We start from the raw sequence: 23178 nt of genomic DNA on the forward strand, positions 1-23178 counted from the left end.
CCCTGGCCGGGGTACGCCGATCAGGCCGCCCGCGCGCGCCGACCGTCAGCACGGTCAGCCGGAACACCGGTGCGCGTCTACTGTCACGAGTGGCAGACGCGCCATATCGGACGGCAGCACAGACCAACCGGCCCGCACCTCACAAGACGCGGACCGGTTCATCCAGGGCAGGTCAGCTGCGGCAGCAGCGCGTTTCGAACAGCCACGTCGCGGCTGCGATCCCCGAACCGGCGGCACCGCGCGTCGCGACGCGACCTCGGTTCGGCTCATGGCCTCCAGGGACTCGACAACTCGATGATCGCACTCCGTTCGGCCGACTCCTGTATCGCCGCCATGACGTCGACGACGTGGGCCGCGAGCTCGCCGCTGGCCCGGTGTCGTTCGCCGGTGCGGATCGCGCGGGCAAGATCGCAGACACCGATGCCGCGCCCGTCGTCTGCCTCCGGCACGGGGATGTCCGTCCACTCCGAGTCCCCGGCGCGGCGGATCTGGACCGGCCCGGTGAACTTGTTGGGGTTGGGCGCGGCAAGCGTGGCCGTGGTACCGGTGATCTCGAAGAAGCCCTGTCGCGATAGGGGCGAGTCGAAGCTGAACACGACAGTGGCGACTTGGCCACCGGCGTACTCGAGCAGCGCCGTGACGTGGGTGGCCACCTCGACGGGAAACGTCTGCCCGGCGCGCGGTCCCTGCCCGATGACCCGCTCGGTGAATCCCTTGCGAGCCGTGGCGCTGACCCGCGTGACTGGTCCGAACAGGACTGCCAGCGCGGTCAGATAGTAGGGTCCCATGTCGAACAGCGGGCCGCCGCCCGGTCCGAACAGGAACTCCGGATCGGGATGCCAGCGATGGGGACCCGGTCCCTGCATCAGCACGATCGCCGACAGCGGGTCCCCGATCTCACCGTCGCTCACGACCCGCGCCGCTGTTCGCAGACCGGCGCCGAGGAAAGTGTCGGGCGCGCCGCCCGTGAGCACCCCGGCAGCCGCGGCCTGCGCCAGCACCTCGGCGGCCTCGGCAGGCGTCGCGGCGAACGGCTTCTCGGTGTAGACGTGTTTGCCGGCACGGATGGCCGCCAGCGCGACCGGTGCGTGGGCGGCGGGGATCGTGAGGTTGACCACGAGCTCCACCTCGGGATGGGCCAGCACCGTTGCCAGGTCGCCGTGCACCGGCACGGCATGGTCGAGCGCGACTTTCGCGGCACGATCGAGGTCGAGATCGGCGCAGGCGATGATCCGGACTTCCGGTCGCGCGGCCAGGGTGGTGAAGTATTGGTGGCTGATCGTGCCGCAGCCCACCACAGCGACGCCGACCGGCTTCACGGCAGCTCCTTGAGGTAGGCGAAGGATGCGGCGAGCGCCTCGAACACGTCGCCGTCGCAGCGGTCCAGCTCCACGATGCGAAGCGCCTCCGGGCTGGCCGCCAGGATCTCCCGGATCGGTAGCGTGCCCGACCCGACAGCGGTCATGGCGTCGTCGACCGTGGCGGGTCCGTCCTTGACGTGCAGCAACCGCACCCGGTCACCCAGGTCGCGCAGGAGCGCGGGCACGTCGGCGCCGCCGACGGCCGCCCAGTAGACGTCGACCTCCAGTCCCACCTCGGGTGGCAGCAGCGCGGCGAGCAACTCCAGACCGGCTTGGCCTCCCGGGCGGCTGGCCAGCTCCCAGTGATGGTTGTGGTACGCGAGCCGCAGTCCCAGAGCGGTCAGCGAATCCGCCGCCTCTGCCAGCCGCTCCGCCGAGCGGGCGACGCCGGCCGCGGTGGCGAAGTCGGTGTCGGGAATGACCGGCACCACCACGGTGTCGGCGCCGATCGCGTGGGCAGCCTCGGCCACCTGGGGGCGCAGCGGTCCCAATGCCGGGCCGTGGAGCGAGCTCGCGGTCAGGCCGAGGTCGTCGAGCACTCGGCGAAAGCCCAGCGCGTCGCCGTTCAACAGCCCGAAGGTCGGCTCCACCAGGCTGTATCCCATCGCTGCCAGGCGGCCCAGCACGTCACCCGGAGTGCCTGCCTGCAGGTCGGCGCGGACGGAATATAGTTGCACTCCGATGTTCACTGGCCAGCCCTTCTGCGCGGCGGCGCCGCGACGGTCGTCCCCTCGGACAGCTCGCATGGGATTCGAATCTGGTCGGGCTTGGATTCCGGCGCGTCGAGCCGACGCAGCAGCGTGCGTACGGCGGTGGCGCCGATGAGCCGGCTCGGCGTGTGCACCAGGGTCAGGGCGGGGTCGGGGGAGAGCACGTTCTGCCGGTCGCCATGGTCGCCTAGCCCGACCAGGCTCAGATCCTGCGGGATGCGCAGGCCCTCAGCGAGCGCCGCCTGGTAGATGCGGTGAATGACATAGGACGATTCGGCGATGACCGCCGTCGCCCCCGCCGCGCGGGCGAACCGTAGTACCTCGGCCTCGTCGGCGACGCACTTGGCTTCGGGCAGGTCGGGATTCGGCTCGCCGTAGACCACCGTCTGCGCCCGGTCGCCCAGCCGGTGCCGCCGCCGGGCCGCCTGGAATCCGGCGCGCCGCTCCAGCACCGTCTCGTGCGTGCGGCTTCCGACCACCAACAGCATGGTGCGGTGCCCCAAGGCATGCAACCGGTCGACGACCATCTGCGTGGCGGCGGTGTAGTCGGCGGCGATCCAGGAGACTTTCGGCCCGGCGGCGTCGCGTCGTCCGATCATCACGAAGGGGTACTTCTCCTCGGCCAGCCGCTGGATCTCGTCGCCGTCGATGCGTCCGCCGACGAGGATCGCGCCGTCGGCCAGCTCGAGCAGGTTGGTGTTGTGGTTGAAGATCGACCGCTCGCCGGCGTCGTTGCGTGCGCCGGTGAACAGCAGCAGGTTGTGCCCCGTCTGCTCCGCCTCCTCCTCTATACCGAGCAGGAACTCGTAGTAGAAGTCCCGGCTCTCCCAGGGGAAGAGGCGTTGATACGTGAACGCGCCGATGAGCCGGTTACGCCCGCCGGCCAGGCTTTGGGCGGCCGCGTTGGGCACGTATCGCAGATCTTGTATGGCCTGCCAGACCCGGGCGCGCGTCTGCTCGCTGACTCGCAGCGTGTCGGCCTTGTTGTTCACGACGGTCGAGACGATGGCGGTGGAGACGTTGGCCGCGCGGGCCACGTCCTGCTGGGTCACCCGCCGCCGCCCGGTCCTTTGGCGCTCACTCATGCCTGCCTGCCTGCCCTTGGAGGTCGCCGTGTCCATTCCGGAGACCCGCGCGCATTGACAACGTCATACGGTGAGCCTAGCATCCGCTAAAGCGCTTTAGCCAAAGCTGGAAGCGCTTTAGCTCGCAAGCAGGTCCTGGAGTCGGGAGGCCGACAGATGCAGACCGAAACACCGATCCTGGTGGTGGGCGGCGGCACCGGAGGAGTCGCCGCTGCGCTCGCCGCGCTCCGCCTCGGCCAGCGGGTGGTGCTGACCGAGGAGTCACCGTGGCTGGGTGGCCAGCTCACGTCCCAGGCCGTGCCGCCGGACGAGAACCACTGGATCGAGACGTTCGGCGGCACCAGCAGCTACCGCACGCTGCGCAGAGAGATCCGAGACTATTACCGGCGCTTCTATCCGCTGAGCCAGTCCGCTCGAGCGCAGGACGCTCTCAGCCCCGGTGGAGGCCGGGTAAGCCCGCTGTGCTTCGAACCCAAGGCGGCGCTCGCCGCGATCGACGGCATGCTCGCGCCTTACGTGACCTGCGGCCGGCTGACCGTCTTGACCGGCACGCAGCCACAGCACGTCACTACCGACGGTGATCGGATCACGTCCGTTACCTTCACATCGGAGGAGCTGGGCACGGTCACGGTCGTCGCCGATTACGTCCTTGACGCGACGGAGCTAGGCGACCTGCTGGAGCTGTCGGGGACCGAGTGGGTCACCGGGGCCGAGAGCCAGGCCACCACCGGGGAGATGCACGCCCTTGCGGGCCCGCCGCAACCTCTTGACCAGCAGGCCATCACGTGGTGTTTCGCCATGGACTACCGCGATGGCGAGAACTGGACCATCGACCGCCCGGAGGACTACGACTTCTGGCGGAGCTACACGCCGGAGTTCTGGCCTGGACCACTGCTGTCGTGGACCGATGTCGTTCCCATCACCCTCGAAGCCAGAACACAGCCGCTCGTCGCCGAATCGGCCTCCCTCACCGGCGGTCACGCGATCGACCGCTGGACCTACCGGCGAATCCTGTCGGCCCGCAACCTGGAGCCAGGCTTCCTGGCCAGCGACATCACTCTGGTCAACTGGCCGCAGAACGACTACTTTCTCGGCCCGCTGATCGGCGTCGACGCTGCCGAGAAGCAGCGAAGCATCGACGCCGCCAAGGAGTTGAGCCTGTCGCTGCTCTACTGGATGCAGACCGAGGCGCCTCGGCATGACGGCGGCGCGGGCTATCCGGAGCTTCGGCTTCAGTGGCTCGCCCAGCGTCCCTACATCCGGGAGTCCCGCAGGATCGTCGCCGACCTCACCGTCACCGAGGAGCATGTCGGCGTCGAAGCCCGCGAGGCTTCGGGCAGGCCGGCCGGCTCGGAGATATTCGAGGACTCCGTCGGCATCGGTTGCTACCGCATCGACCTGCATCCCAGCACCGGCTCGGGCGTACCACACACCTATGTGGACATTGCGAGTCACCCTTTCCAGATCCCCTTGGGCGCGTTTCTTCCGGTGCGGATGGAGAACCTCCTGCCGGCCGCGAAGAACATCGGCACCACCCACATCACCAACGGCTGCTACCGAATGCATCCGGTGGAATGGAACGTCGGGGAGGCCGCCGGAGCCCTGGCCGCGTACTGCCTCACCACCGGGCAGTCACCGCGCGCGGTTCGCGGCAAACCGGATCACCTCACCGAATACCAGCGTGTCCTGGCTGGGCGCCTCGGCGTCGAGCTTGCCTGGCCGGACCGGGTTCGAAAGAAGATCGTCTAACGCTACCGCTCCCTGAACTTCGACGTTTCTGGAGTACATCCATGCCGAATAACCCCACCGTTTCCCGCCGGATGATGTTACGGATGGCCGCGGTCCTGCCCGCGCTCTACGGCGCCACCCGGGCAAGTGCCGCCGCCGCCACGCCGAGCCAGGACGCCACGGTCGTCCGCGCCTCGCAGTTCGGCTTCGACCCGGTAGACGCCACCGACGCCTTGACCGGCGCGCTGAACAGCGGCGCCGATGTCGTCATCATCGACAACGTCGGGCAGGACTGGATCACCCGACCGCTGTGGATTCAGCGCGACAACCTCACCGTCATCCTCGAGGACGGCGTCGTGCTGCGTGGTCTGCCAGGCGGCTTCCCCGACACCCGCGACGGCATCTGGCGTATCCATGAGCGCCATGACATCAAGCTTGTCGGCTACGGCGCGACCTGTGTGATGAACAAGCCCGAGTACACCGGCGAGTGGCGATCGATCGTCCGCATGGGCACCAGCGAGTCCGTCACCATCGAGGGGATGACGCTGCGCGGGGCGCCCGGCGACGGCATCATCCTCGGCGCCGGGTCGAAGAACGTCACGATCCGCAATGTCGTCTGCGACGACAACAAGCGCAACGCGATCAGCGTCATCGCCGCCGACGGGCTGCTCATCGAGGGCTGCGCGCTGATCAACACTCAGGGCACGGCGCCGGAGGCGGGCATCGACTTCGAACCCGACACGCTGTCTCAGCCGATCCGGGGCGTCGTCGTCCGCGACACGGTGTTCGCGGGCAACAAGAAGTACAGCTTCGAGATCAACCTGATGCGCTATCGACCCGAGAGCACCCCCGCTTCCGTCCTGGTCGAGCGCTGCTACATGGGTCCGACCGGCGACGCGGTCGTGCACGTCCAGCCCGGCGCTCGCGGCCCCGCCGAGCAGGGCACGGTCGTCTTCCGTGACTGCGTCTTCGACGCCGGCGACTCGCCTGGCACCGTCAACGTCTACGGACAGCGCGGCTACGACGGACTGCGTACCACGTTCGAGCGGGTCGCCTTCACCGCGCTGCGCGACACCCCCCGCACGGAACCGTTCGTCAAGATCTGGTCCGGGCTGGTCACCGTCCTGCCCGAATACGGAAACGTCCAGTTCGACGACGCCATGCTGCAGGGCAACCTCGCCGGGCCGTTCCTCGCGGGCGTCGAGGGAGCCGGCGACCCGACGCTGTGCAACGTCCAAGGCGACCTCTGGGCGGTCAGCCCGCAGGACCCGATCATCGACACCGCCGGCGCCACCAAGGACGTCGCGCTCGACATCCGTCCGCACGCCGGCGCGGCCAAGGTCGTGCTCTACGCCGATCGCCGGATGGTACGCCCCGGTGGGACCGCGACCGTGACGATCCGGCGGCTCGGCGACGATCTCGCAGCACCACTGGTCGTGCGCTACGACCTCGACGGCTCCGCCCGCCACCGGGTCGACTACGACGGCCTCAGCGGTGTCGCCGTGATCGCCCCCGGCCACCGCGAGGTGACCGTCCCCGTGCGGTTCCGGCCCACCGCGGCGACACCGGCGGACCTGAACCTCATCCTGCGTCCACTGCCCGGCACCTCCGTGTCCGGCCGCGATGGCGTGACCGTCACCCTCACCGCATGACCGCCCCGCTTGAGACGAAAGGCAGCAGACAGATGACCGACGACGCTCACAGACTGAACCGCCGATCCGTGCTGACGCTGGGCGCCGCCCTCGGCGCAGCCCTCACCACGAACGCCCTCGCCGGCTGCGCCACCTCCTCCGGCGACGGCAACAGCACCAGCGCGGCCGGCAAGCAGGCCGCGGTGACCGCGGAGAACCCGCTGGGCGTACCCGCTGACAAACCAGTGGAGACCGTGATCTTCAAGGGCGGCTACGGCGACCAGTACGTGCTCGACGCCCAGGCGGTCTACAAGCAGCGCTTCCCCAAGGCGGAGATCAAGCACACCGGTGGCCAGGACCTCGGCAAACAACTGCAGCCGCGGTTCGTCTCCGGCGACGTGCCCGATCTGATCGACAACTCCGGCTCCGGGGCCCTCGCCTTCACGCCGCTCGTGGACAACGGCCAGCTGATGGATCTCACCGCACTCCTGGACGCCCCGGCGATCGACGGCGGCGGCAAGACAGTACGCGACACGCTGCTGCCAGGGCTCGTCGAGCAGGGCTCCTTCAAAGGCAAGCCGCACATCCTCTACTACACCTACACGGTTCACGGCCTGTACTACAGCAAGTCGTTGTTCGCCGCCAAAGGCTGGACTTATCCGACGACCTGGGCCGAGATGCTCGATCTCTGTGCGGAGATCAAGGCGACCGGCATGTCGCCCTGGACCTACCAGGGCAAGACTCCCAGCTACATCCTCACCCCGCTGATCATGATGGCGATCAAGGCCGGCGGATCGGCTGTCCGCAAGTCGTTGGACAGCCTCGCACCGGACAGCTGGAAGCAGCCTGCGGTCCTGGCGGCCGCGAACGCCATGTATCAGCTGGCAGAAAAGGGCTACCTCATGCCCGGCACGTCGGGCCTGACACACGTTCAAGCGCAGACCTACTGGGCCAAGGGCCGAGCAGCGTTCATCCCCTGCGGCTCGTGGCTGGAAAGTGAGTTGGGCACGGTCACCCCGAAGGGCTTCGACATGGTCATCGCGTCCCCGCCGTCGCTGGACAAGAGCGACGCCATGCCGCAGGCGGCCATCCGCGGCATGGGCAGCGAAGGGTACATCGTGCCGTCGGCGGCGAAGAATCCGTACGGCGGGCTGGAGCTGCTGCGCATCCTGCTCTCGCCCACCGCCTCGAAGAACTTCACCAAGCAGACGCAAACCCTGACCAGCCTCGCCGGGTACACGCCGGAGCAGGCCGGCAGCGGGTTGCAGTCGATCCGCGACGCGCTCGCGGCGTCGGGCACCAACACGTTCTACTGGCGTTACGGCACCTGGTACTCCAAGCTCCAGCAGGAGGCGTCCGCGGCGACCAGCGCGCTGATGACCAAGGAGATCAACCCGGACCAGTGGGCCGAGCGCTGCCAGAAGATGGCCGACACGCTGCGCAACGACCCGTCCGTGCCGAAGTACGAGGACGCCTGATCATGCGTGCGGGAAGTCGCGGCTTCATCGTCTCCGCCCTCGCGGTGCCGGTGATCCTCTATTGCGTGCTGGTCGTCTCGCCGTATGCCCAGTCGTTCTACATCTCGCTGACGGACTGGAACGGCCTGTCACCGCGGCGGAACTTCGTCGGCCTCGCCAACTACACGCGGCTGGTGCACGATGACATCTTCTGGATCTCGTTGTGGCACAACGTGATCGCGGTCGTCGTGATCCCGGTGGTCACGCTGGCGCTCGGCCTGTTCTTCGCCACGATGATCCGGGTCGGTCGCTACCGCGCCCGCGGCGGCACGTTGAACGTCCGCGGCGGCGCGTTCTACCGCGTGGCCTACTTCTTCCCGCACGTGCTGTCGATCGCCGTCGTCGGCGTGCTGTTCGCCAACGTCTATGACCCCACGCCGAGCGGGCTGCTCAACGGCCTGCTCGGCGTGGCCAAGATCGACGCGGTGAACTGGCTCGGCGACAAATCGTCGGCGTACGCCGCCATCCTGGCTGTCATCGTGTGGTTGTCGGTCGGCTTCTACGTCGTCTTGTTCACCAGCTCGATGAGCGTGATCCCGGTGGAGTTGTTCGAGGCGGCCCGCCTCGACGGCGCCACCCGCTGGCAGACGTTCTGGCGGCTGACGTTGCCGCTGATCTGGGACACCGTGCAGGTCGCAGGCGTCTACCTCGGCATCCACGCCCTGGACATGTTCGCCATCGTCAACGTCATGTCGGCGGCCGGCGGCTCGGGTGGCCCGGACAACGCCACCCAGGTCCTCGGCAACTACCTCTACCTCACCGCCTTCCAGGACAGCGAGTTCGGCTACGCCACCGCCATCGGCGTCGCGTTGTTGCTGCTGACCCTGCTGTTCGCCTGGGTGTCGCTGCGGCTCACCCGTCGTGAACGCATCGAGTATTAGGGACCGCCATGAGCCTGAACGCACCCTCGGCGCCCGCCGTCGACGAGCAGAACCCCGCCGCACCACGGGCCACTCCTGCCGGTACGCGGCGCGCCCCCTCGGGCCCCGCGAGCGATCGGACGCTCCGCGGCACGGCTCTGAACGTCTTCACCCACGGGATCCTGCTGACCTGGGCCGCGATGGTCGTGCTGCCGCTGGCGTGGGCGGTGCTGTCCTCGTTCAAGACCAGCGACGAGGTGCTCGCCAGCCCGTGGAGTCTGCCCGCCACACCACGGTGGGAGAACTTCGTGGAGGCGTGGACCACGGCCGAAATCGGCCGCTACTTCTTCAACACGGCCGTCGTGGTGACTCTCGGCTCGGCCCTGACGCTGAGCATGGGAGCCCTCGTCGCCTACGTCGTCGCCCGCTACTCGTTCCGCGGCAACCGCGCCGTCTACTACCTGTTCGTCGCGGGCATGACGTTTCCGACGTTCCTGGCGATCGTCCCGCTCTTCTTCATCGCCCGTGGCCTGGGCCTGGCCGACTCGCTGATCGGGCTCGCGATCATCTACTCCGTCTACAGCCTGCCGTTCGCGGTGTTCTTCCTGACCGCGTACTTCCGCACTTTGCCCGCGGCGCTGGCCGAAGCCGCCTTCATCGACGGCTGCGGCCACTGGGGAACCTTCCTGCGGATCATGCTCCCCGTCGCCCGGCCCGGGTTGGTCAGCGTGGGCATCTTCGTCGTCCTCGGCCAATGGAACCAGTACCTGCTGCCGCTGATCCTGCAGTCCAGCCCGGACAAGTACGTGCTCACGCAGGGACTGGCGAACCTGGCGGTCAGCCAGGGCTACGCCGGGAACTGGAGCGCGCTGTTCGCCGGGCTGACCATCTCGATCCTGCCCGTCCTCGTCGTCTACCTGAGCTTCCAACGCCAGATCCAGGCCGGCATGGTCGCCGGCGCGCTCAAGTGATCCCGCCTCGTCCGTGATGTGCCCACACACACGTCCGAGTCGTGAAGGAGGAACCTCCGTGTCCACCAGACCTGTCGCCCGGCGTTCCGCGCTGATCGGCGGCGCCGCGCCGGCCGCCGTGACCTACCTGCCTAGAGCCGCCCTCGCCGACGCGTACCCCACCTTCAACGGCAAAACCGACTTCGGCGCCAAGGGCGACGGGACCACCAACGACACCAAGGCGTCCACAGTCACCGGGCCCGCCGTCCGGTGGGGTAATCCCGCCACCGGCGTGACGGGCGCCAACTCGGTAGGCACCTATGGCTGACGCCGAAACGGCGCCAGGGTTCAGCGCGTTCCTCGACGGGATGTGGGATCCGTCGCTCCAGGTTCAGCACAACGTCTATCGCCGGACCAGACAGCTGCTCGCGGCCGGACGCGCGGCCAACGACCAGCTGCTCACGCCGGACGACGTACGGCGGCGGCAGTGGGAGCTGCGCCGACTGGCCCTGGACGCGCTGGGAGGGGACCTGCCGGGCGACCGGCGGGTCCCCACCGCCCAGCCCGCGGGCTCGGTGCGCGGGGACGGTTACCGCGTGGACAAGCTGCTCGTCGACGTCGGCTCCGGAGTCCTCATCCCTGCCAACCTCTACCTGCCGGAGCCGCTCAGCGCACCGGCAGGGGCCGTGCTGTTCCTCTGCGGACACGCCGACACCGGCAAGGCGGCATCGCGTTACCAGGCGATGTGCGCTCGGCTCGCCCGCGCGGGCCTGGTCACGCTGACGTTCGACACCATCGGGCAGGGCGAGCGCAAGAGCTATCTCGACTCTGACGGCCGCGAGATCATCCCGGCCAACGTGTTCGAACATTCGCACGCTGGGGTGCAATGCTGGTGGGCCGGCGACTCCATCGCCCGCTATTTCGTCTCCGACGCCCGGCGCATGTTCGACTACCTCGCCGCCCGCCCAGAGGTCGACCCCGACCGCATCGGCGTCGCCGGCAACAGCGGCGGTGGCACACTCACCACCTGGCTCATGCTGACCGAACCGCGGCTGGCGGCCGCGGCCCCCAGTTGCTTCATCAGCTCGCGCGAGCATTACCAGCGGTCCGGACAAGCTCAGGATCCCGAGCAGATCATCCCCAGCGGCGTCCTCCACGGCCTCGATCACGAGGACTTCCTGATCGCGATGGCACCGAAGCCGACGCTGGTGATGTCGGCGAACTACGACTTCTTCCCCGTCGAAGGAGCGGTGCGGACGGTGGCACGCACCCAGCGGATCTTCGACCTGCTCGGCGCGCCGCCGGACACACTTCGGCACGTACGCGGCGACCACGACCACGGCCTGCATCCCCACCTGGCCACCGCGGCGGTCCGCTTCTTCGCACGTCACCTCGGCGGGCGGGCGGAGTTCCCCGAGAACGAGCCGTCGCTGCTCAGCACCGCAGATCTGCGATGCACACGTACCGGCCAGATCGTCTGGGACGCTCCCGAAAGCCCTCAGGTCTTCGACCTCAACCGCGAACGGCTGGCCCAGGCCGACCCCGGCGAAGGACTGTCCTGGCTGCGGGAACGCCAGCGATTCGGCCGCGAACCCGGTCCCGAGTTCTACCCGCGCTGGTGGCCGGACCGCAAGCCGGGCGTCCGCAAGGCGTTCTGGTGGCCGGAGCACGACATCATCAACGCCGCCGTCGTCTTCGACCCACCCGGCCCGGCCGACGGCATCGACATCCTCGTGCTCGATCGCGGCACCGACGACCTCCCCGCGTACCAAGCCGCCTGCGAACGGGCGGCCGCCGCCGGCCGGCACGTCGTCGTTCTGGACGTGCGGGCGACCGGTTCGTTGCGAGCGCACCAGATCAACGAATTCGGCTTCGAGGCCACCTACGGCACGACGTTCAAGCTGGTGAGCGACCTGATAGGCGTCGGCGACAGCCTCGGCGCCGCCCGCGTCCACGACGTGCTGCGGGCGGTGGAGTTCGTGCGCTCCGAGCCGAGCCTCGGCAGGCCTGGCCTGCCCGTCCGGCTCGTCGGTACCGGGCACGGTGCCTACCTGTGTCAGCTCGCGGCAGCGCTCGAACCCCGAATCGAACAACTGATCTGCCTCACGCCGCCACTCGATCCCGTGGAGGTCGTCAATACCCGCTTCTACGGCCCGGAACGCGATCACCAATGCCTCATTCCGGGCCTGGCCAAGCACTGCTCACAGCAGGATCTCGACAAGGCGCTCGGCGACCGCCGCTCGCCCGCGGACAGCTGGTTCACCGCCCTGGCACCGCCAGGCACGTGACGGCCCCTTCGGTGGGCTGAACGTGACCCAACCATCCGGCGGCGGGGTCGCGTTTGCATAGGTGTGAGGTCCAACGATGGTTTCCGCGAGTTCGTGGCGATGTCCTCGCCGGCGCTGTCTCGCACGGCGTATCTGCTGACCGGCGACCACCAATTGGCTGAGGATCTGTTGCAGTCCGCGCTGGCCAGTACCTACCGCCACTGGCGGCGCGTACGCGACGGCAACCCGGTGGCGTACGTGCGTCAGGCGATGCATCGAGAGCAGATCTCGTGGTGGCGGCGGCGCCGACCTGCCGAGCACTTGTCCGGCGAACCGGTGGACCGTCGCGGGGTCGAAGACGTCGCGGCGGACGTCGTGAACCGGGTGACCCTCGTGCAGGCGCTCGCGCAGTTGCCACCCCGCCAACGGGCGGTCGTTGTGCTGCGGTTCTACGACGACCTCACCGAGGCGGAGACCGCGCGAGTCCTCGGCTGCGCTGTCGGCACCGTCAAACGGCAGGCCCACGACGCGCTCGCGCGCCTGCGTGTTCTCCTTCCGGCCGGGTTCACCTCGGAGGTGTCATCGTGATCAACCAGCTGCGCGACGCCTTGCGAGCCGAGGCCGACGCCGTCCCCGCGTACTCCGTCTACGAGCCTGCGCTGCGCACCGCTCGTCGGCGTCGGCGCAGGCGATGGAGCGTGGCGTTGACGGCTGTCGCAGTCTTCATCCTGCTGGCCATCAGTGGCGTGCCGGGCGTTTTCTCGGCCGACGCCCCGCCGGCCGGAACGACGGGTACTCAACCGTCGATCCCGGACCGGCTCGCCTTCCCGCCCGCGTTCTGGCCGAGCGTCACGGGGAGCCCGGCTGGGCCCGCATCGGTCTTGTTCGGTGGGCAGGGATTCGCCCCGGACCACCCGGAACGGCTGCTGGAGAACGAAGGCGACCTCGCGGTCGTCGGAGCGACCTCCGACGTGTACCGGATGCTGCGTGTGACCGGCTACGAGACACATGCCGGCGAGGACGTGCTCCTCTCGCCGGACGGGCGCAGTCTCGCGCTGCCCTCCGGCATCACCGGCACACCATCCCTGCTGGACCTGAGCACTGGTGGGAAGGTCAAGCTCAAAGGGTTCTCGGCTGGTGATTATGTGACGCCGATGGCATGGTCGCCGGACGGGCGTACGCTCGCTGTGCTGGTCAACCGTGGCAGCACGCAGATCGGCCTCGTCGACGTTCCCGACGGCTCGTTCCGGGCGGTGTCCACGGTCGATCCGGCATCCTTTGCGCGCGGCTTCGATGTCGCCTTCGCCCCCGACGGCCGGCAGTGGGCGTACCTGAACGAAGGGAAGATCATCATCGTTCGACCAGACCTCACCGAGGTCGGCCGGATCGATGTGGGACCTTCGACCTGGCTGGCGGGAAAGGGTGCGTGGGCGCCGGACGGCCGGCTCATGACGGTGACGCTCGCGGACGGGCACTGGCAGTTGCGTGGCATCGACCTGGCCACGATCCTGTCCGGCCAGCCGGCGGCGACCGCCAACGGCCGAGCGTGGTCGGTGGAAGGATCGGAACTGGCCGCCGTTCGATTGCTCGGCTGGATCGGCCCGCAGCCCGTCGTCGCCGCCTACAAACGAGCGCGCAACACTGTGACCGGTGGCCGTCCAGAGACGCACTATCAAGCCGTGGCCTCAGTCGAGCTGTGGCGGCTGACCGACAAGGACCCCGAGGTGCTCCTGACCGCGCCCGACAACCTCATGTCCATCGACATCTCCGACTCCGCCATCGCCGGCGGCCTGACTCGGCCCGCCGACCCGCCGCGATACGGCATCCTCACCGTGCTCGCGGTCGCAGGTCCCTTGATGATCGCTTCGGTCATCGGCTGGGTGCTCCTGAGGCGGCGCATACGCAAGACACGGGGGCGCGCCTCGGCCGCCTGACATGATCGCCCAGATTCGCGTGGCTTCTGCGAGCCCGCCAGCCGACGCGCTTCAGCGGAGAGCCGGCATGCCCGCTGGCTACGCGGGCGGGATGCGAATCGCGATGGGGGCTGCCTGGGCCCAGCTGTTAGGGCGCTGGACGCAACGTGGCCACCCGGTCGATGCGGTTGGTCCAGATCACGCCGCTGAAGCCGGCCGGCAGCCGTTGCCAGTCGTCTGCCGAGTCGAAGCCCTCGGAGAACCCGCCGTCGCCGGCCACGAGCACCACACGGGTGTCCTTGGCCGCCATCCGGTCGACGAACTTGGTCGGCCAGCCCCACAGATAAGGCGCGTACGCCTCCGGGATGTGCAGCTGCCGATGGGCGCAGGCGTCCGGAACGTATCCGGTCGCGCCGACGGCGAGGTACTTCAGCAGGCAGTCCTTCATGATCGCTTTCGACATGACGCGTACCTGCGGCAGCCGGGCCGTCAACGCCGCGATCGGCTCGTCGCCGCCGTACACGCTGATCTTCGTGAGGCGGTCGGCGGGCAGGGTGGCGAGGTAGCCCGCGAGGACTTCGCCCTCGGTCGGTTCGCCGCTCTTGACGTCGATGAGGAACTCGCGGCCAGGGAGCGCGGTCAGCACGTCCTCAATGGCCGGCATCTTGCCGATGCCCTTGCCGCGAAATGGAAAGCTGGCCCCGCCGTCGGCGGTGTAGCGGTAACCGACGTCGAGTATCTGCAGGTCCGCGAGGGTGTGATCGCGCACCCTGCCCGTGCTGTTCGTGCGGCAGCCCAGCTCATGGTCGTGGAAGACGGCGATCCGGTTGTCCCGGGTCACCTGGATGTCGAACTCCACGATGTCGGCACCCGCGTCGAAGGCCGCGCGCATCGACTCGATCGTGTTCTCCAGATATGGATGCTCAGGCGGGTAGATCACCTCGGCGGTGCAGGTGTCGTTGCCGACGCTCGCGACGTCGAAGGTCTGCGCCAGACCGCGATGCGCCAGTAGCAGCGGAGCGCGACCGTCGTTTCCTGCCAGCCATGAGCTGTTGTTGACGTACGCTGCGGCGGCGAGAGCCAGAACGCAGGCAAGCGAGATGAGGAGAACGCGACGGCGACGAGGTCGTTTCGATGCCTGCACCCGAGCAGTCTCGCAGCCCCGTCTTGGCTCGTACGCCCGATGCGTCTCTCGCATCGAAACCTACAGGGCCGCGACCGTCAGCCAGTCAGCCGAACGGACTCGGTATCCGTGCCGCTTCATCAGACCAGCCACGACGGCTGGAACGTGACCAGCTCCATAGACCACCGCCACGTCGATCGGCTCGGTCCCACGTTGCTCATGCAGCCGGGACAAGGCGTCCAACAGTCGCTCGTCACGCACACCGCCAAAGGCCGCATCGAGTTCAGGCATCGCCTCCGCGAAGTCCTCCTCTTCCGGTGTGGGCAGATCGTTTTGCTCCATCGACTGCGACCACACCATCCTGGTCCCTCCGAACAGGCGGACCACGATGACGAGCGGCAGCACGCACCATGCCATCAACCGGTGCGTCAATGGCACTCTGCGCCAGCCGTTCGCGAACTCCTCCAGGCTGACGTCAGGGTTGACCACATCCGCATCCAGTGAGGCATAGTCGATATTCTGTTCTACCAACGTCATCCGTCGGTTGAACCGCAGCACCCGATAGCTGAGCATGAGCGCGGACGCCAGCAGTGAGCGTTTCTTCGCACCGCCGCCAACGCCCTCGACGACTACGACCGTGGCCCGTTTCAGGCGATTGGTAACCGCGGCATAGAAGCCCGGCTCGGCCACGTGAATCATCGGATACACCACAAACTGCAGCTTTGACGTAGGGTGCCGCATCCGGATCACAGCCGAACGCACACCGAATTCAGTCACCTCAATGATCTGCATTCATGCCCCATGACCTCGCGGAACTATGGCGTCATGGTGCCACCCCACGTCCACAAGAGTTGTCTGCGATTTATTTCGACGTCGCCCAGGTGCCTTGCCTGTCGTAAATCGCTCGTAGTCATCCCGTGTCGCGCGGACACGACGTGCGAGTGGGGCGTGAGGATGTGGGCATGAGTTCACCGCAGCCGGACCCCGGCCTTGAGCCGGACGCCCCCGGGCCTTCCCCCGATCACCGCTACCTGCTCGACAACACCCGGGTGGAGGCGGGCGAGCGGTTCACCTGGCTGGCCGAGTTGTTCGACGGTGTCACCCGTGGGCATTTCGACCGGCTCGGGCTGAGGGACGGCTGGCGATGCTGGGAAGTCGGCGCAGGGGGTCCCAGTGTTCCCGAGGCGCTCGCCGCCGCCGTCGGGCCAGCCGGTTACGTGCTGGCCACCGACATCAACCCGGCCTGGTTGGACCCGCACGGCGAGTACGAGGTGCGCCGGCACGACATCGTCGCCGACCCGACGCCGCAGCCGGGCACGTTCGACGTGGTACACGCGCGGCTCGTGCTCGTCCACGTGCCTGACCGGGCCCGGGCGCTGGCGTCGATGGTGGCGGCGCTGCGACCTGGCGGTTGGCTGCTGATCGAGGACGCCGACACCGAGCTGCAGCCGCTGGCCTGCCTCGACGAGCTCGGCCCGGCACAACAGCGCGCCAACCGGCTGCGGCGTGCCTTCCGGGCGTTGATGACCCGCCGTGGCGCCGACATGCGCTTCGGCCGTACATTGCCGCAGGCGTTGCGGTCGGCGGGCCTCGTCGATGTCGCAGCATCGGGCTGCTTCCCGGTCGGCGGCACCGCCTGCGACCGGCTGGAGGCCGCGACGGTTCGGATGGTCCGGGCGGAGCTGCTCGCCGCCGGGCTGGCCGACGACGCCGAGATCGACGCGCACCTCGCCGCCGTCGATGCCGGCGAACTCGACCTCACGCTCGCGCCGCTGATCTCAGCCTGGGGACGCCGCCCGGTCTGAAGCGTCGGCCTGATGACGGCCATGCGGATGAGTCAGGGTGCTCGATATATCGATTACTGTGGTTGATTCACCGACTACGAGGGAGCCCTCCATGCGGGGATATCGACACTGGTCCGCCGCCGCGATGGCAGTCGTCCTGCTACTCGTGTCGCCGGCACCGCCAGCGAGCGCCGCCAGTCCAGAGCCGGGCGGTCGCATCCTCTATCTTCAGTTCGACGGCTCGACAGGTGTCTACGGGGCGCTCAAGAGCGTTCGCCCGAACGGGCTCGACAGCCAGGACTTCGCCATGCAGTTGGGATTCGGCGCCTCGCCGGATTACTCGCCCGACGGCAACAGGATCGCGTACGTGCAGGGTTTCAGCCTTCGCACCATGGCCTCCGACGGCACCGACGATCGATGGCTGGTGGACGCGCCGTACGGGCCTGCGTTTCCGCGCTGGTCGCCGGACGGGCAATGGGTCGTCGCCGAATCCGGTGGCGACATCGTGGCGGTGCACCGGGAGGGTTATCCGTCTGGGTGGGTGAATCTGACAGAAACTCACGGCAACAACGACCTCATCGCCGCGTGGGCGCCTGACGGCCGTCACTTCGCCACGGCGGTCTACCCCGGCATCCGCGTCTACAGTGCCGACGGTGTCCACATGCGCAGCCTCAACGAGATGCCCGGGGCGTACCGCCTGGACTGGAGCCCGAACGGCAGAGTGATCGCCATCGAAGCGCTCGGCGATCTGTGGCTCGTGAACGCGGTGTCCGGCACGGTGCGCAGGCTCACCAACACCCCCGACGTCCAGGAGATCAGCCCGGTGTGGTCGCCCGACGGGAGGTGGCTGGCGTACGGACAAGGCCCCGGCGTACACGATCCGGAACTCCCGGGCTTCACCACCGACCCGACGATCTGGCTGATGGACGCCAACGGCCACAACCGCCATTCCACCGGCGTACATGGCGTCCCGAGCAGTTGGCGCGCGGCGGCCTGACGAGGTAGTGGTCCAGCTGATGGCCGGCTCGCGACGGCGCACGCGCGCCTGCTGACGTGCGATGACATCGACATCACCGCGGACGACGTGGACGTCGTCCGCGGTGACCCTCGAACAGCTCGCCCCGGTCAGCTGCGCTCGCCGGGCGCTGCCGCCTCCTTACCGGACCGTCATTCGGATCAGGCCACGAGCGGCTCTTCGCTCAGCTCGGTTAGCTGGACCGTGCACAGGCCGCCACGCTCGGCCTTCACGTCGGTGACTTCGAGCTGAGTGCCAGGCGCGAGGATGAACTCCTCCTCGCCGGAGAAGGCCGAGAAGTTGCGGATGCCAACCGCCCGGACGGGACGTACCTCGAAGAGGGTGCGCTTGCCGCGATGTCCGAGAAACGCTTTCGCCACACCGAGTTTGGACGTGCACGAGGACACGCCCCACCAGGTGACCGTCTGGCCGAGCGGGTATTGCGCGCGTAGGTCCAGCGACACGCCGCGCCACAACGGTTCGGTGCGGGCGGGCAGCCGGGACACTGCGGAGAACAGCAGCCGGAGGTAGGCCAGGTAGGGGGTGATGCGGCTGCGGTCGGGGTCGCGCAGGGTGGCGTTGATCTCCCGGTAGAACGCCGACTCGCAGGTGTAGAGGTAGAGCGCGGCCACCTCGTCGGCGGACAGCCCGACGGTGTCCTTCTCCGCTCGCGACTGGCCGAACTCGTGTGCCTGGCTCACGTACCAGTCGAGACCGGACAGCACCTTGGTGACCGGGCCGATCGCCTCCTGGATGTCCATCAGCGGCGTGTCGAACACGCCGGTGATCGCCGGGAGTACCAGGCCCTCGTCCTTGACGCTGGCGAGCCGCTCCAGGTAGAGCTTGTGCAACTCCATCGTCGAGGTGATGAAGGCGCCCATCCGGCTGGCGGTGTCGGGGTCGGTGCCCTTGCCGGCCGTCGAGTTCTGGTCCCAATCCTTGCTGGGCAACCAGTCGATCTGCTCGGCTCCGACCTCTCCCAACGCCGCATTGATCTGCGTGAAGTGGTCACCGTCGCAGAACAGTTCGCCCCGCGCCGCCGGATTGGCGTGGTCGATGTGCCGCACCTGCACATCCGGGTAGCGCTTTTGAAGCCGGAGCACAACGGTTTTGAGATTGCGGGCGTGGGTGCCCCACCACGCGAAGACCACACCCCGGTCGGACTCGTCGGCGTGCTGCTTCGCCTTGAAGATCTCCTCGATCACGCGCTCGACCGTCGGCCGCCAGAAAGCGGTGTGCTGCTCGGTGCTCATCGCCCCGTCGAGGCTCGTGGTGAGGGCCGCGTGGAACAGCAGCACCCCTTGGGTGAGCATCGCCTGGAACCACTCCGGCGGCTGCACGATGTCCTCCTTCTTCAGGAGGGCCCGCAGGTCGCCGATCGAGGTCGTCTTGGGAATGCCGTACTTGCCCATGGCCGCCGCCTTGATGATGCAGCGGATCGAGACGGTCCGGCCGAACAGACTGTCGGCCCAGTCGTGGAAGGCGTTGTCGAACATGGCGATGCCGGTAGCGCTTTCCTGCCGTGGATAGGGCTCCTGGCCGAAGACCACGACCTTCCACTTGTGCGCCGGGTGCGGCTTGAGGGCTTGGAAGGTCAGTTCCCGGACCGGGCCGACGTGCGGGCCGCGACCCGGGCCGATGAACGCGGGCGCGGCCGGATTCGCCTCGATGACCGGCTTCAGCAGCGGCAGCCAGGGCTCGCCACCACCAGCGAAGAGCTCGGTCAGGCCGAGCGGATCGATGGGGTTGGGCGGCGTCGACGGTTCACTGTCGCTCATCGTGCGTTCCCCGATCTGTCGTCGTGCCGCGCAGGCACGGAGAGATGGTGGGTGGCGGCGGCCAAAGAAACCCGATGAGTCTCCCGAGCGCTGATCCCACCGGTGGGCGTTCCGGCGCGGCGAAGCGTACGGCGATCGACCGACAAGAAGACGGTCGTCAATCAAATGAAGTCGATTTCCGTGGTCGAGGTACGGCTGCCGAAAGCTGTCGGTGCCCGGTGCTACCTTCTGGCCCGCTAGAGCACAGTCCCTCTACATCGGAGTCGAGCCATGTCCAATGAGCAGGAAAAGCCGCAGGTGCGAGTGGTCCTCACCGACATCAACGCCAAAGTCGTGCAGGCATGGCGCTCGGCGTTCGCCGACAACCCGGAAGTCGAGATCGCATCCGGATCGATCATGAATCAGGCCGTGGACGCCTGGGTCAGCCCGACGAACTCGCACGGGCGGATGGACGGCGGTGTTGATGCGGTCATCAAGCAGCACCTCGGCGCCGGGGTCCAGTTGCGGGTGCAGCGGGCGATCCGGGCGCAGTTCGGCGCCTCGATGCCGGTGGGAAGCGCCGTGTGCGTCCGGTCCGGTGCGGCCGAACCCCAGTTCCTGATCTCGACGCCGACCATGGTGCGCTCCGCTGAGGACGTCAGCGCGAAGTTGAACGTGGCGTTCGCCTGCGCCGCCGCGTTTCAGGCGATTCACATGCAGAACGCGGCGGAGCCGGGGAGCATCGGCTCGGTGGCGCTGGTCGGCCTGGGCGCTGCGACCGGCCGGGTCCCGGCCCAGGTCTGCGCCAACCTGATGTGGACCGGCTACACGCTCTTCAACGATTTCCGGTTCCCGAGTTACGACGACCTCCGCGCGACGATCAAGGCCCAGCTCGGCGACATCGACCGTCGCCCCGAGACCGAGCGCGCGCGCATCCAACCGCCTGCCCGCCGCTGAGCTCACGGCGGGCGCACGGGCGGCGTCCGGGCCGTGACAAGCCGGGATGCCGCCTCGGGCCGCGCCGGTCGTTGCTTCCCGCCAGCCGACCTCCGAGCCGACGACGTCGGCCTGCCGAAGCCCGCAGGCCGAAATGGTGGTGCTGTGAGTCGACAGTTGCACGCCGAGACGGGGATGAACGGCGCGCCGCGCACCCCCGACTTCGCCGCCGACGAGCGGGCGATCAGCCTCGGCGTGCGTGCCATGGCGGGGCTGCTTACTGAACGGCTGGCAGCCCGGTCGCGAGTGGACGACAGGCGAGTTTCCGGGACCGGAGACGCAACGCGGTGATTCGACCTGAGGTCGGCGGACTGACGCCGTCTGGCAGCACAGGTCACCACGCGAAAGTGGTCCACTCCCGCTCCGGGAGGCGGCCTCGGTGGTGTCTCGACAGCGATCAGCCCATGTCTCCGCCACCATCACCGGGCCGCTCAGCACGACATCTCTAGCTCGCTGAACGCGTACTCCATGCGCGAGGGCGTCTGCGCGACCAAACGCATACCCTCCGGGGTCACCTGCGGGCCACGTAGGGCATCAATTGGTGGTGGTGCCGCGGCCCGGAACCCACGCACGCGAAGTGCGCAGGCTTCGAAGCTCACCGCTGCTCTGCCCACGTGCGATATCTTCCTGTTCCGTCCTTCCTTGTGTTCGGGATCGGGGTAGGTCTGTGTGGACGTGGTCGGCGGCTCATCAAGCGGTCGAGCAAGAAGATCTTGTCGCGCTGCGTTCTCTACTCGACGAGGGGCACGATGTTGAGGATGACGACGGCAAAGGGTTGACCTTGCTGCGACACGCGATCGACGTCGAGTTCGACAGTCACGTCCAGACAGGTGACCGACTGCATGCCGACGTGACGGCGTTCCTGCTCGCGCGGGGTGCTGATCCGCTGCGCCGGTGCAACGGCATGCCGGTGGTCGTCGAGGCGGAGATCCTCGGCCACTGGTTGGCGGTCGAGCTTATGAAGGCGTGGATCGCCCGCGGCGAGCAGGCCCCTGCCGTGTGATCGCGTTCGTGACGGATACGGCTGGAGGTGACGTGTTGAACCGCGAACGACCGCCCTCGCGCCCATGCGATACCGGGTCGGGCGAACGGCGGTCCCCGGCCAGGGCTACGACACCGGAGCCAAGGGAGCACGGCTAGAAATCGGCCACAGCCTCGATTGTCGCGTGCCTGTTCGCTCGCACCCAGCGGCGATGGGTGGCCGCGGCGATGCCATGAACGAGCCGGGCAAGGTCGGCTGCTCCGTCGGCGTCGTCGGCGCGGCGCGGCGTCGTGAGGATCGGCGCGAGGTCGTCGAGTTCGACGTTCTCGCGCAGCAACACGAACTGGAGTACCAGCCCAGCCAGACGAGCATTGCCGTCGTCGTAGGGGTGGAAGAAGGCGACATCGAGGTAGGCGCGGGCCGCGCGGGCTGTCACCGGTGTTACGCGATCGGCGGTCTCCACCAGACATGCGGCGAACCGCAGCTCGGTGTCGGCGTGCAGCCCGTACCGTTCCCGGCCGTTCTTCGCGTACGCCGGAGTCTGGCGGAACTGGGCGATCGGGACGCCGCGGAGGATCCGGTTCCAGCGAGCCAGGAGGCTCACGGTGAGGTCGGTGTCGGAGGCGGCTTCACCCCGCACGTCGTCGTACGCGGCCAGCAACCGGCTCAGCCGTTGCGGGCTGTGCCTCGAGGGCCTGCGGGCGGAATCGACGAAGCCGTCACGGATCGCGGACACCGGTATCGTCGGATGTGGAACGACATTCCGCCACCCGACGGTTTCGCGCAACCGCTGCCATACCGACAAGTGGTCAGGCGCGGTCAACAGTCACCTGCCGCGCCAGGTCCTCAGCGACCGACGCCACAACCGCTTGCGGCGGCTCCACCCAACTGTTGAAGCGGCCGGCGACGGCGTGCTCGAGCAGCTCCGCCCGGCGGGTGGACTCGATCCCGGCCGCATCGAGAAACCAGCCCAGCACGGTCATACAGCAGCGGTACCAACCGGACTCGTAATGTGTGCTGTCACCGACCACAGTCACCAGGTGCGCGACCGCGCGCTCCCATCCGTCGAAGTCATCGGCGGGAAGAGGCAGGAACCGGTCGAACCGCTCCGCCACGTCGTCGAGCCAGCCGCGCCACTCCACCAGGGCGGCAGAGATCGCGGTCGCGGTCGCTTCCGGCGTAGTGACCGAATGCCCGAAGCAGCACCAGGAGCCGACCGGTCCACCGTCGAGGTCGCCTTCCCCGAGTGACCAGCGCCAACCCACCGCCCACCGCCCGTACCGCTCGACGAGCCCGGCGGACACGTTCTCCAGCCACAGATCCCTGAGACGCCAGTCGGCCCGTGGCGACGGGATTTCGGACGCGGCGACCAGATCGTTCACCACAGCCAGAACTGTGTCTGGATCGAAGGCCTGATCCCGGAGGCCGGTGTCCGCCCAGCTCAGCTGACTCGGATGCGGCAGACGGTGGTCCTGGGGCACGGCGTAAAGGGTAACCTG

At 68.2% G+C, this 23178-nt stretch carries 22 protein-coding genes; 14 read left to right on the plus strand and 8 right to left on the minus strand.

The window, feature by feature from the left end:
• Positions 1-266: 266 nt before the first annotated feature.
• Genes AB0M47_RS02665 through AB0M47_RS02675 form a run of 3 tightly spaced genes read right to left on the minus strand, consistent with a single transcriptional unit; the run spans position 267 to position 3156 of the window.
• On the minus strand, positions 267-1319 hold the full coding sequence (locus AB0M47_RS02665; protein WP_363407205.1) for a Gfo/Idh/MocA family oxidoreductase: 1053 nt from the start codon (positions 1317-1319) through the stop codon (positions 267-269).
• A complete protein-coding gene (locus AB0M47_RS02670; RefSeq protein ID WP_363407207.1) occupies positions 1316-2038 on the minus strand; it encodes a sugar phosphate isomerase/epimerase in 723 nt (240 codons plus the stop codon). The genes AB0M47_RS02665 and AB0M47_RS02670 overlap by 4 nt, the downstream gene beginning before the upstream one ends.
• 8 nt (positions 2039-2046) lie before the next feature.
• A complete protein-coding gene (locus tag AB0M47_RS02675) occupies positions 2047-3156 on the minus strand; it encodes a LacI family DNA-binding transcriptional regulator (RefSeq protein ID WP_363407210.1) in 1110 nt (369 codons plus the stop codon).
• Between the two features lie 156 nt (positions 3157-3312).
• On the opposite strand from AB0M47_RS02675, the gene AB0M47_RS02680 reads away from it, so the two are divergent.
• The 9 genes from AB0M47_RS02680 to AB0M47_RS02720 all read left to right on the plus strand — a co-directional run bounded on the left by AB0M47_RS02680 (position 3313) and on the right by AB0M47_RS02720 (position 14043).
• Positions 3313-4905, plus strand: a complete 1593-nt coding sequence (locus tag AB0M47_RS02680) for an FAD-dependent oxidoreductase (RefSeq protein WP_363407213.1) — start codon at positions 3313-3315, stop codon at positions 4903-4905.
• An 83-nt stretch (positions 4906-4988) separates the two neighbouring features.
• Complete coding sequence (locus AB0M47_RS02685; RefSeq protein WP_363407216.1) at positions 4989-6536, plus strand: right-handed parallel beta-helix repeat-containing protein; 1548 nt, start codon at positions 4989-4991, stop codon at positions 6534-6536.
• A 32-nt stretch (positions 6537-6568) separates the two neighbouring features.
• Positions 6569-7993 (plus strand): N-acetylglucosamine/diacetylchitobiose ABC transporter substrate-binding protein, encoded by a 1425-nt coding sequence (gene ngcE / locus AB0M47_RS02690; RefSeq protein WP_363407219.1) that lies wholly within the window; start codon positions 6569-6571, stop codon positions 7991-7993.
• Positions 7994-7995: 2 nt separating this feature from the next.
• Complete coding sequence (locus AB0M47_RS02695) at positions 7996-8913, plus strand: sugar ABC transporter permease (RefSeq protein WP_363407222.1); 918 nt, start codon at positions 7996-7998, stop codon at positions 8911-8913.
• Positions 8914-8921: 8 nt separating this feature from the next.
• Positions 8922-9863 (plus strand): carbohydrate ABC transporter permease, encoded by a 942-nt coding sequence (locus AB0M47_RS02700; RefSeq protein WP_363407225.1) that lies wholly within the window; start codon positions 8922-8924, stop codon positions 9861-9863.
• A gap of 58 nt (positions 9864-9921) precedes the next feature.
• A complete protein-coding gene (locus AB0M47_RS02705) occupies positions 9922-10170 on the plus strand; it encodes a hypothetical protein (protein ID WP_363407227.1) in 249 nt (82 codons plus the stop codon).
• Complete coding sequence (locus AB0M47_RS02710; RefSeq protein ID WP_363407230.1) at positions 10163-12130, plus strand: prolyl oligopeptidase family serine peptidase; 1968 nt, start codon at positions 10163-10165, stop codon at positions 12128-12130. Before AB0M47_RS02705 ends, AB0M47_RS02710 begins: the two co-directional genes overlap by 8 nt.
• Positions 12131-12193: 63 nt before the next feature.
• Positions 12194-12697, plus strand: coding sequence for a SigE family RNA polymerase sigma factor (locus tag AB0M47_RS02715; RefSeq protein ID WP_363407233.1), 504 nt, complete (start codon positions 12194-12196; stop codon positions 12695-12697).
• Complete coding sequence (locus tag AB0M47_RS02720; RefSeq protein ID WP_363407236.1) at positions 12694-14043, plus strand: hypothetical protein; 1350 nt, start codon at positions 12694-12696, stop codon at positions 14041-14043. The genes AB0M47_RS02715 and AB0M47_RS02720 overlap by 4 nt, the downstream gene beginning before the upstream one ends.
• A 127-nt stretch (positions 14044-14170) precedes the next feature.
• Here the strand turns inward: AB0M47_RS02720 and AB0M47_RS02725 are convergent, their stop codons facing one another.
• Together AB0M47_RS02725 and AB0M47_RS02730 are read right to left on the minus strand one after the other, a co-directional pair.
• Positions 14171-15166, minus strand: a complete 996-nt coding sequence (locus AB0M47_RS02725) for a glycerophosphodiester phosphodiesterase family protein (protein ID WP_363407239.1) — start codon at positions 15164-15166, stop codon at positions 14171-14173.
• Positions 15167-15226: 60 nt separating this feature from the next.
• The gene (locus AB0M47_RS02730) at positions 15227-15937 is read right to left on the minus strand and encodes a hypothetical protein (RefSeq protein WP_363407242.1); all 711 of its coding nucleotides are present in this window, start codon (positions 15935-15937) and stop codon (positions 15227-15229) included.
• Between the two features lie 170 nt (positions 15938-16107).
• Between AB0M47_RS02730 and AB0M47_RS02735 the strand changes: the two genes are divergently transcribed.
• Complete coding sequence (locus AB0M47_RS02735) at positions 16108-16950, plus strand: methyltransferase domain-containing protein (RefSeq protein ID WP_363407245.1); 843 nt, start codon at positions 16108-16110, stop codon at positions 16948-16950.
• 91 nt (positions 16951-17041) lie between these two features.
• Positions 17042-17926, plus strand: a complete 885-nt coding sequence (locus AB0M47_RS02740; protein ID WP_363407248.1) for a hypothetical protein — start codon at positions 17042-17044, stop codon at positions 17924-17926.
• A gap of 179 nt (positions 17927-18105) precedes the next feature.
• Here the strand turns inward: AB0M47_RS02740 and AB0M47_RS02745 are convergent, their stop codons facing one another.
• On the minus strand, positions 18106-19722 hold the full coding sequence (locus tag AB0M47_RS02745) for an ADP-ribosyltransferase domain-containing protein (RefSeq protein ID WP_363407251.1): 1617 nt from the start codon (positions 19720-19722) through the stop codon (positions 18106-18108).
• Positions 19723-19992: 270 nt separating this feature from the next.
• Here AB0M47_RS02745 and AB0M47_RS02750 point away from each other — a divergent pair, with 270 nt between their 5' ends.
• The 3 genes from AB0M47_RS02750 to AB0M47_RS02760 all read left to right on the plus strand — a co-directional run bounded on the left by AB0M47_RS02750 (position 19993) and on the right by AB0M47_RS02760 (position 21700).
• Positions 19993-20658 carry a macro domain-containing protein gene (locus tag AB0M47_RS02750; RefSeq protein WP_363407254.1) on the plus strand — a complete coding sequence of 222 codons (666 nt, stop codon included), beginning with the start codon at positions 19993-19995 and terminating at the stop codon, positions 20656-20658.
• Positions 20659-20802: 144 nt separating this feature from the next.
• A complete protein-coding gene (locus tag AB0M47_RS02755) occupies positions 20803-20988 on the plus strand; it encodes a hypothetical protein (RefSeq protein WP_363407257.1) in 186 nt (61 codons plus the stop codon).
• 376 nt (positions 20989-21364) lie between these two features.
• Positions 21365-21700: an ankyrin repeat domain-containing protein gene (locus AB0M47_RS02760; protein WP_363407260.1), complete on the plus strand. Its 336-nt coding sequence runs from the start codon at positions 21365-21367 to the stop codon at positions 21698-21700.
• Between the two features lie 133 nt (positions 21701-21833).
• Here AB0M47_RS02760 and AB0M47_RS02765 read toward each other — a convergent pair whose 3' ends face one another.
• Both AB0M47_RS02765 and AB0M47_RS02770 read right to left on the minus strand, forming a co-directional pair.
• The gene (locus tag AB0M47_RS02765) at positions 21834-22415 is read right to left on the minus strand and encodes a hypothetical protein (protein ID WP_363407263.1); all 582 of its coding nucleotides are present in this window, start codon (positions 22413-22415) and stop codon (positions 21834-21836) included.
• A gap of 73 nt (positions 22416-22488) precedes the next feature.
• The gene (locus AB0M47_RS02770; RefSeq protein ID WP_363407266.1) at positions 22489-23064 is read right to left on the minus strand and encodes a hypothetical protein; all 576 of its coding nucleotides are present in this window, start codon (positions 23062-23064) and stop codon (positions 22489-22491) included.
• Positions 23065-23178: the final 114 nt, after the last annotated feature.

Source organism: Hamadaea sp. NPDC051192 (assembly GCF_040682475.1).
Lineage (GTDB): Bacteria > Actinomycetota > Actinomycetes > Mycobacteriales > Micromonosporaceae > Hamadaea > Hamadaea flava.

Excerpts from the sequence above, each read along its gene's own strand:
- AB0M47_RS02710 (WP_363407230.1), top strand. The coding sequence starts at position 10,163 with ATGGCTGACGCCGAAACGGCGCCAGGGTTCAGCGCGTTCCTCGACGGG.
- AB0M47_RS02750 (WP_363407254.1), top strand. The coding sequence starts at position 19,993 with ATGTCCAATGAGCAGGAAAAGCCGCAGGTGCGAGTGGTCCTCACCGAC.
- AB0M47_RS02730 (WP_363407242.1), bottom strand. The coding sequence starts at position 15,937 with ATGCAGATCATTGAGGTGACTGAATTCGGTGTGCGTTCGGCTGTGATC.
- AB0M47_RS02735 (WP_363407245.1), top strand. The coding sequence starts at position 16,108 with ATGAGTTCACCGCAGCCGGACCCCGGCCTTGAGCCGGACGCCCCCGGG.
- ngcE (WP_363407219.1), top strand. The coding sequence starts at position 6,569 with ATGACCGACGACGCTCACAGACTGAACCGCCGATCCGTGCTGACGCTG.
- AB0M47_RS02700 (WP_363407225.1), top strand. The coding sequence starts at position 8,922 with ATGAGCCTGAACGCACCCTCGGCGCCCGCCGTCGACGAGCAGAACCCC.
- AB0M47_RS02745 (WP_363407251.1), bottom strand. The coding sequence starts at position 19,722 with ATGAGCGACAGTGAACCGTCGACGCCGCCCAACCCCATCGATCCGCTC.
- AB0M47_RS02680 (WP_363407213.1), top strand. The coding sequence starts at position 3,313 with ATGCAGACCGAAACACCGATCCTGGTGGTGGGCGGCGGCACCGGAGGA.
- AB0M47_RS02685 (WP_363407216.1), top strand. The coding sequence starts at position 4,989 with ATGGCCGCGGTCCTGCCCGCGCTCTACGGCGCCACCCGGGCAAGTGCC.
- AB0M47_RS02675 (WP_363407210.1), bottom strand. The coding sequence starts at position 3,156 with ATGAGTGAGCGCCAAAGGACCGGGCGGCGGCGGGTGACCCAGCAGGAC.
- AB0M47_RS02695 (WP_363407222.1), top strand. The coding sequence starts at position 7,996 with ATGCGTGCGGGAAGTCGCGGCTTCATCGTCTCCGCCCTCGCGGTGCCG.
- AB0M47_RS02740 (WP_363407248.1), top strand. The coding sequence starts at position 17,042 with ATGCGGGGATATCGACACTGGTCCGCCGCCGCGATGGCAGTCGTCCTG.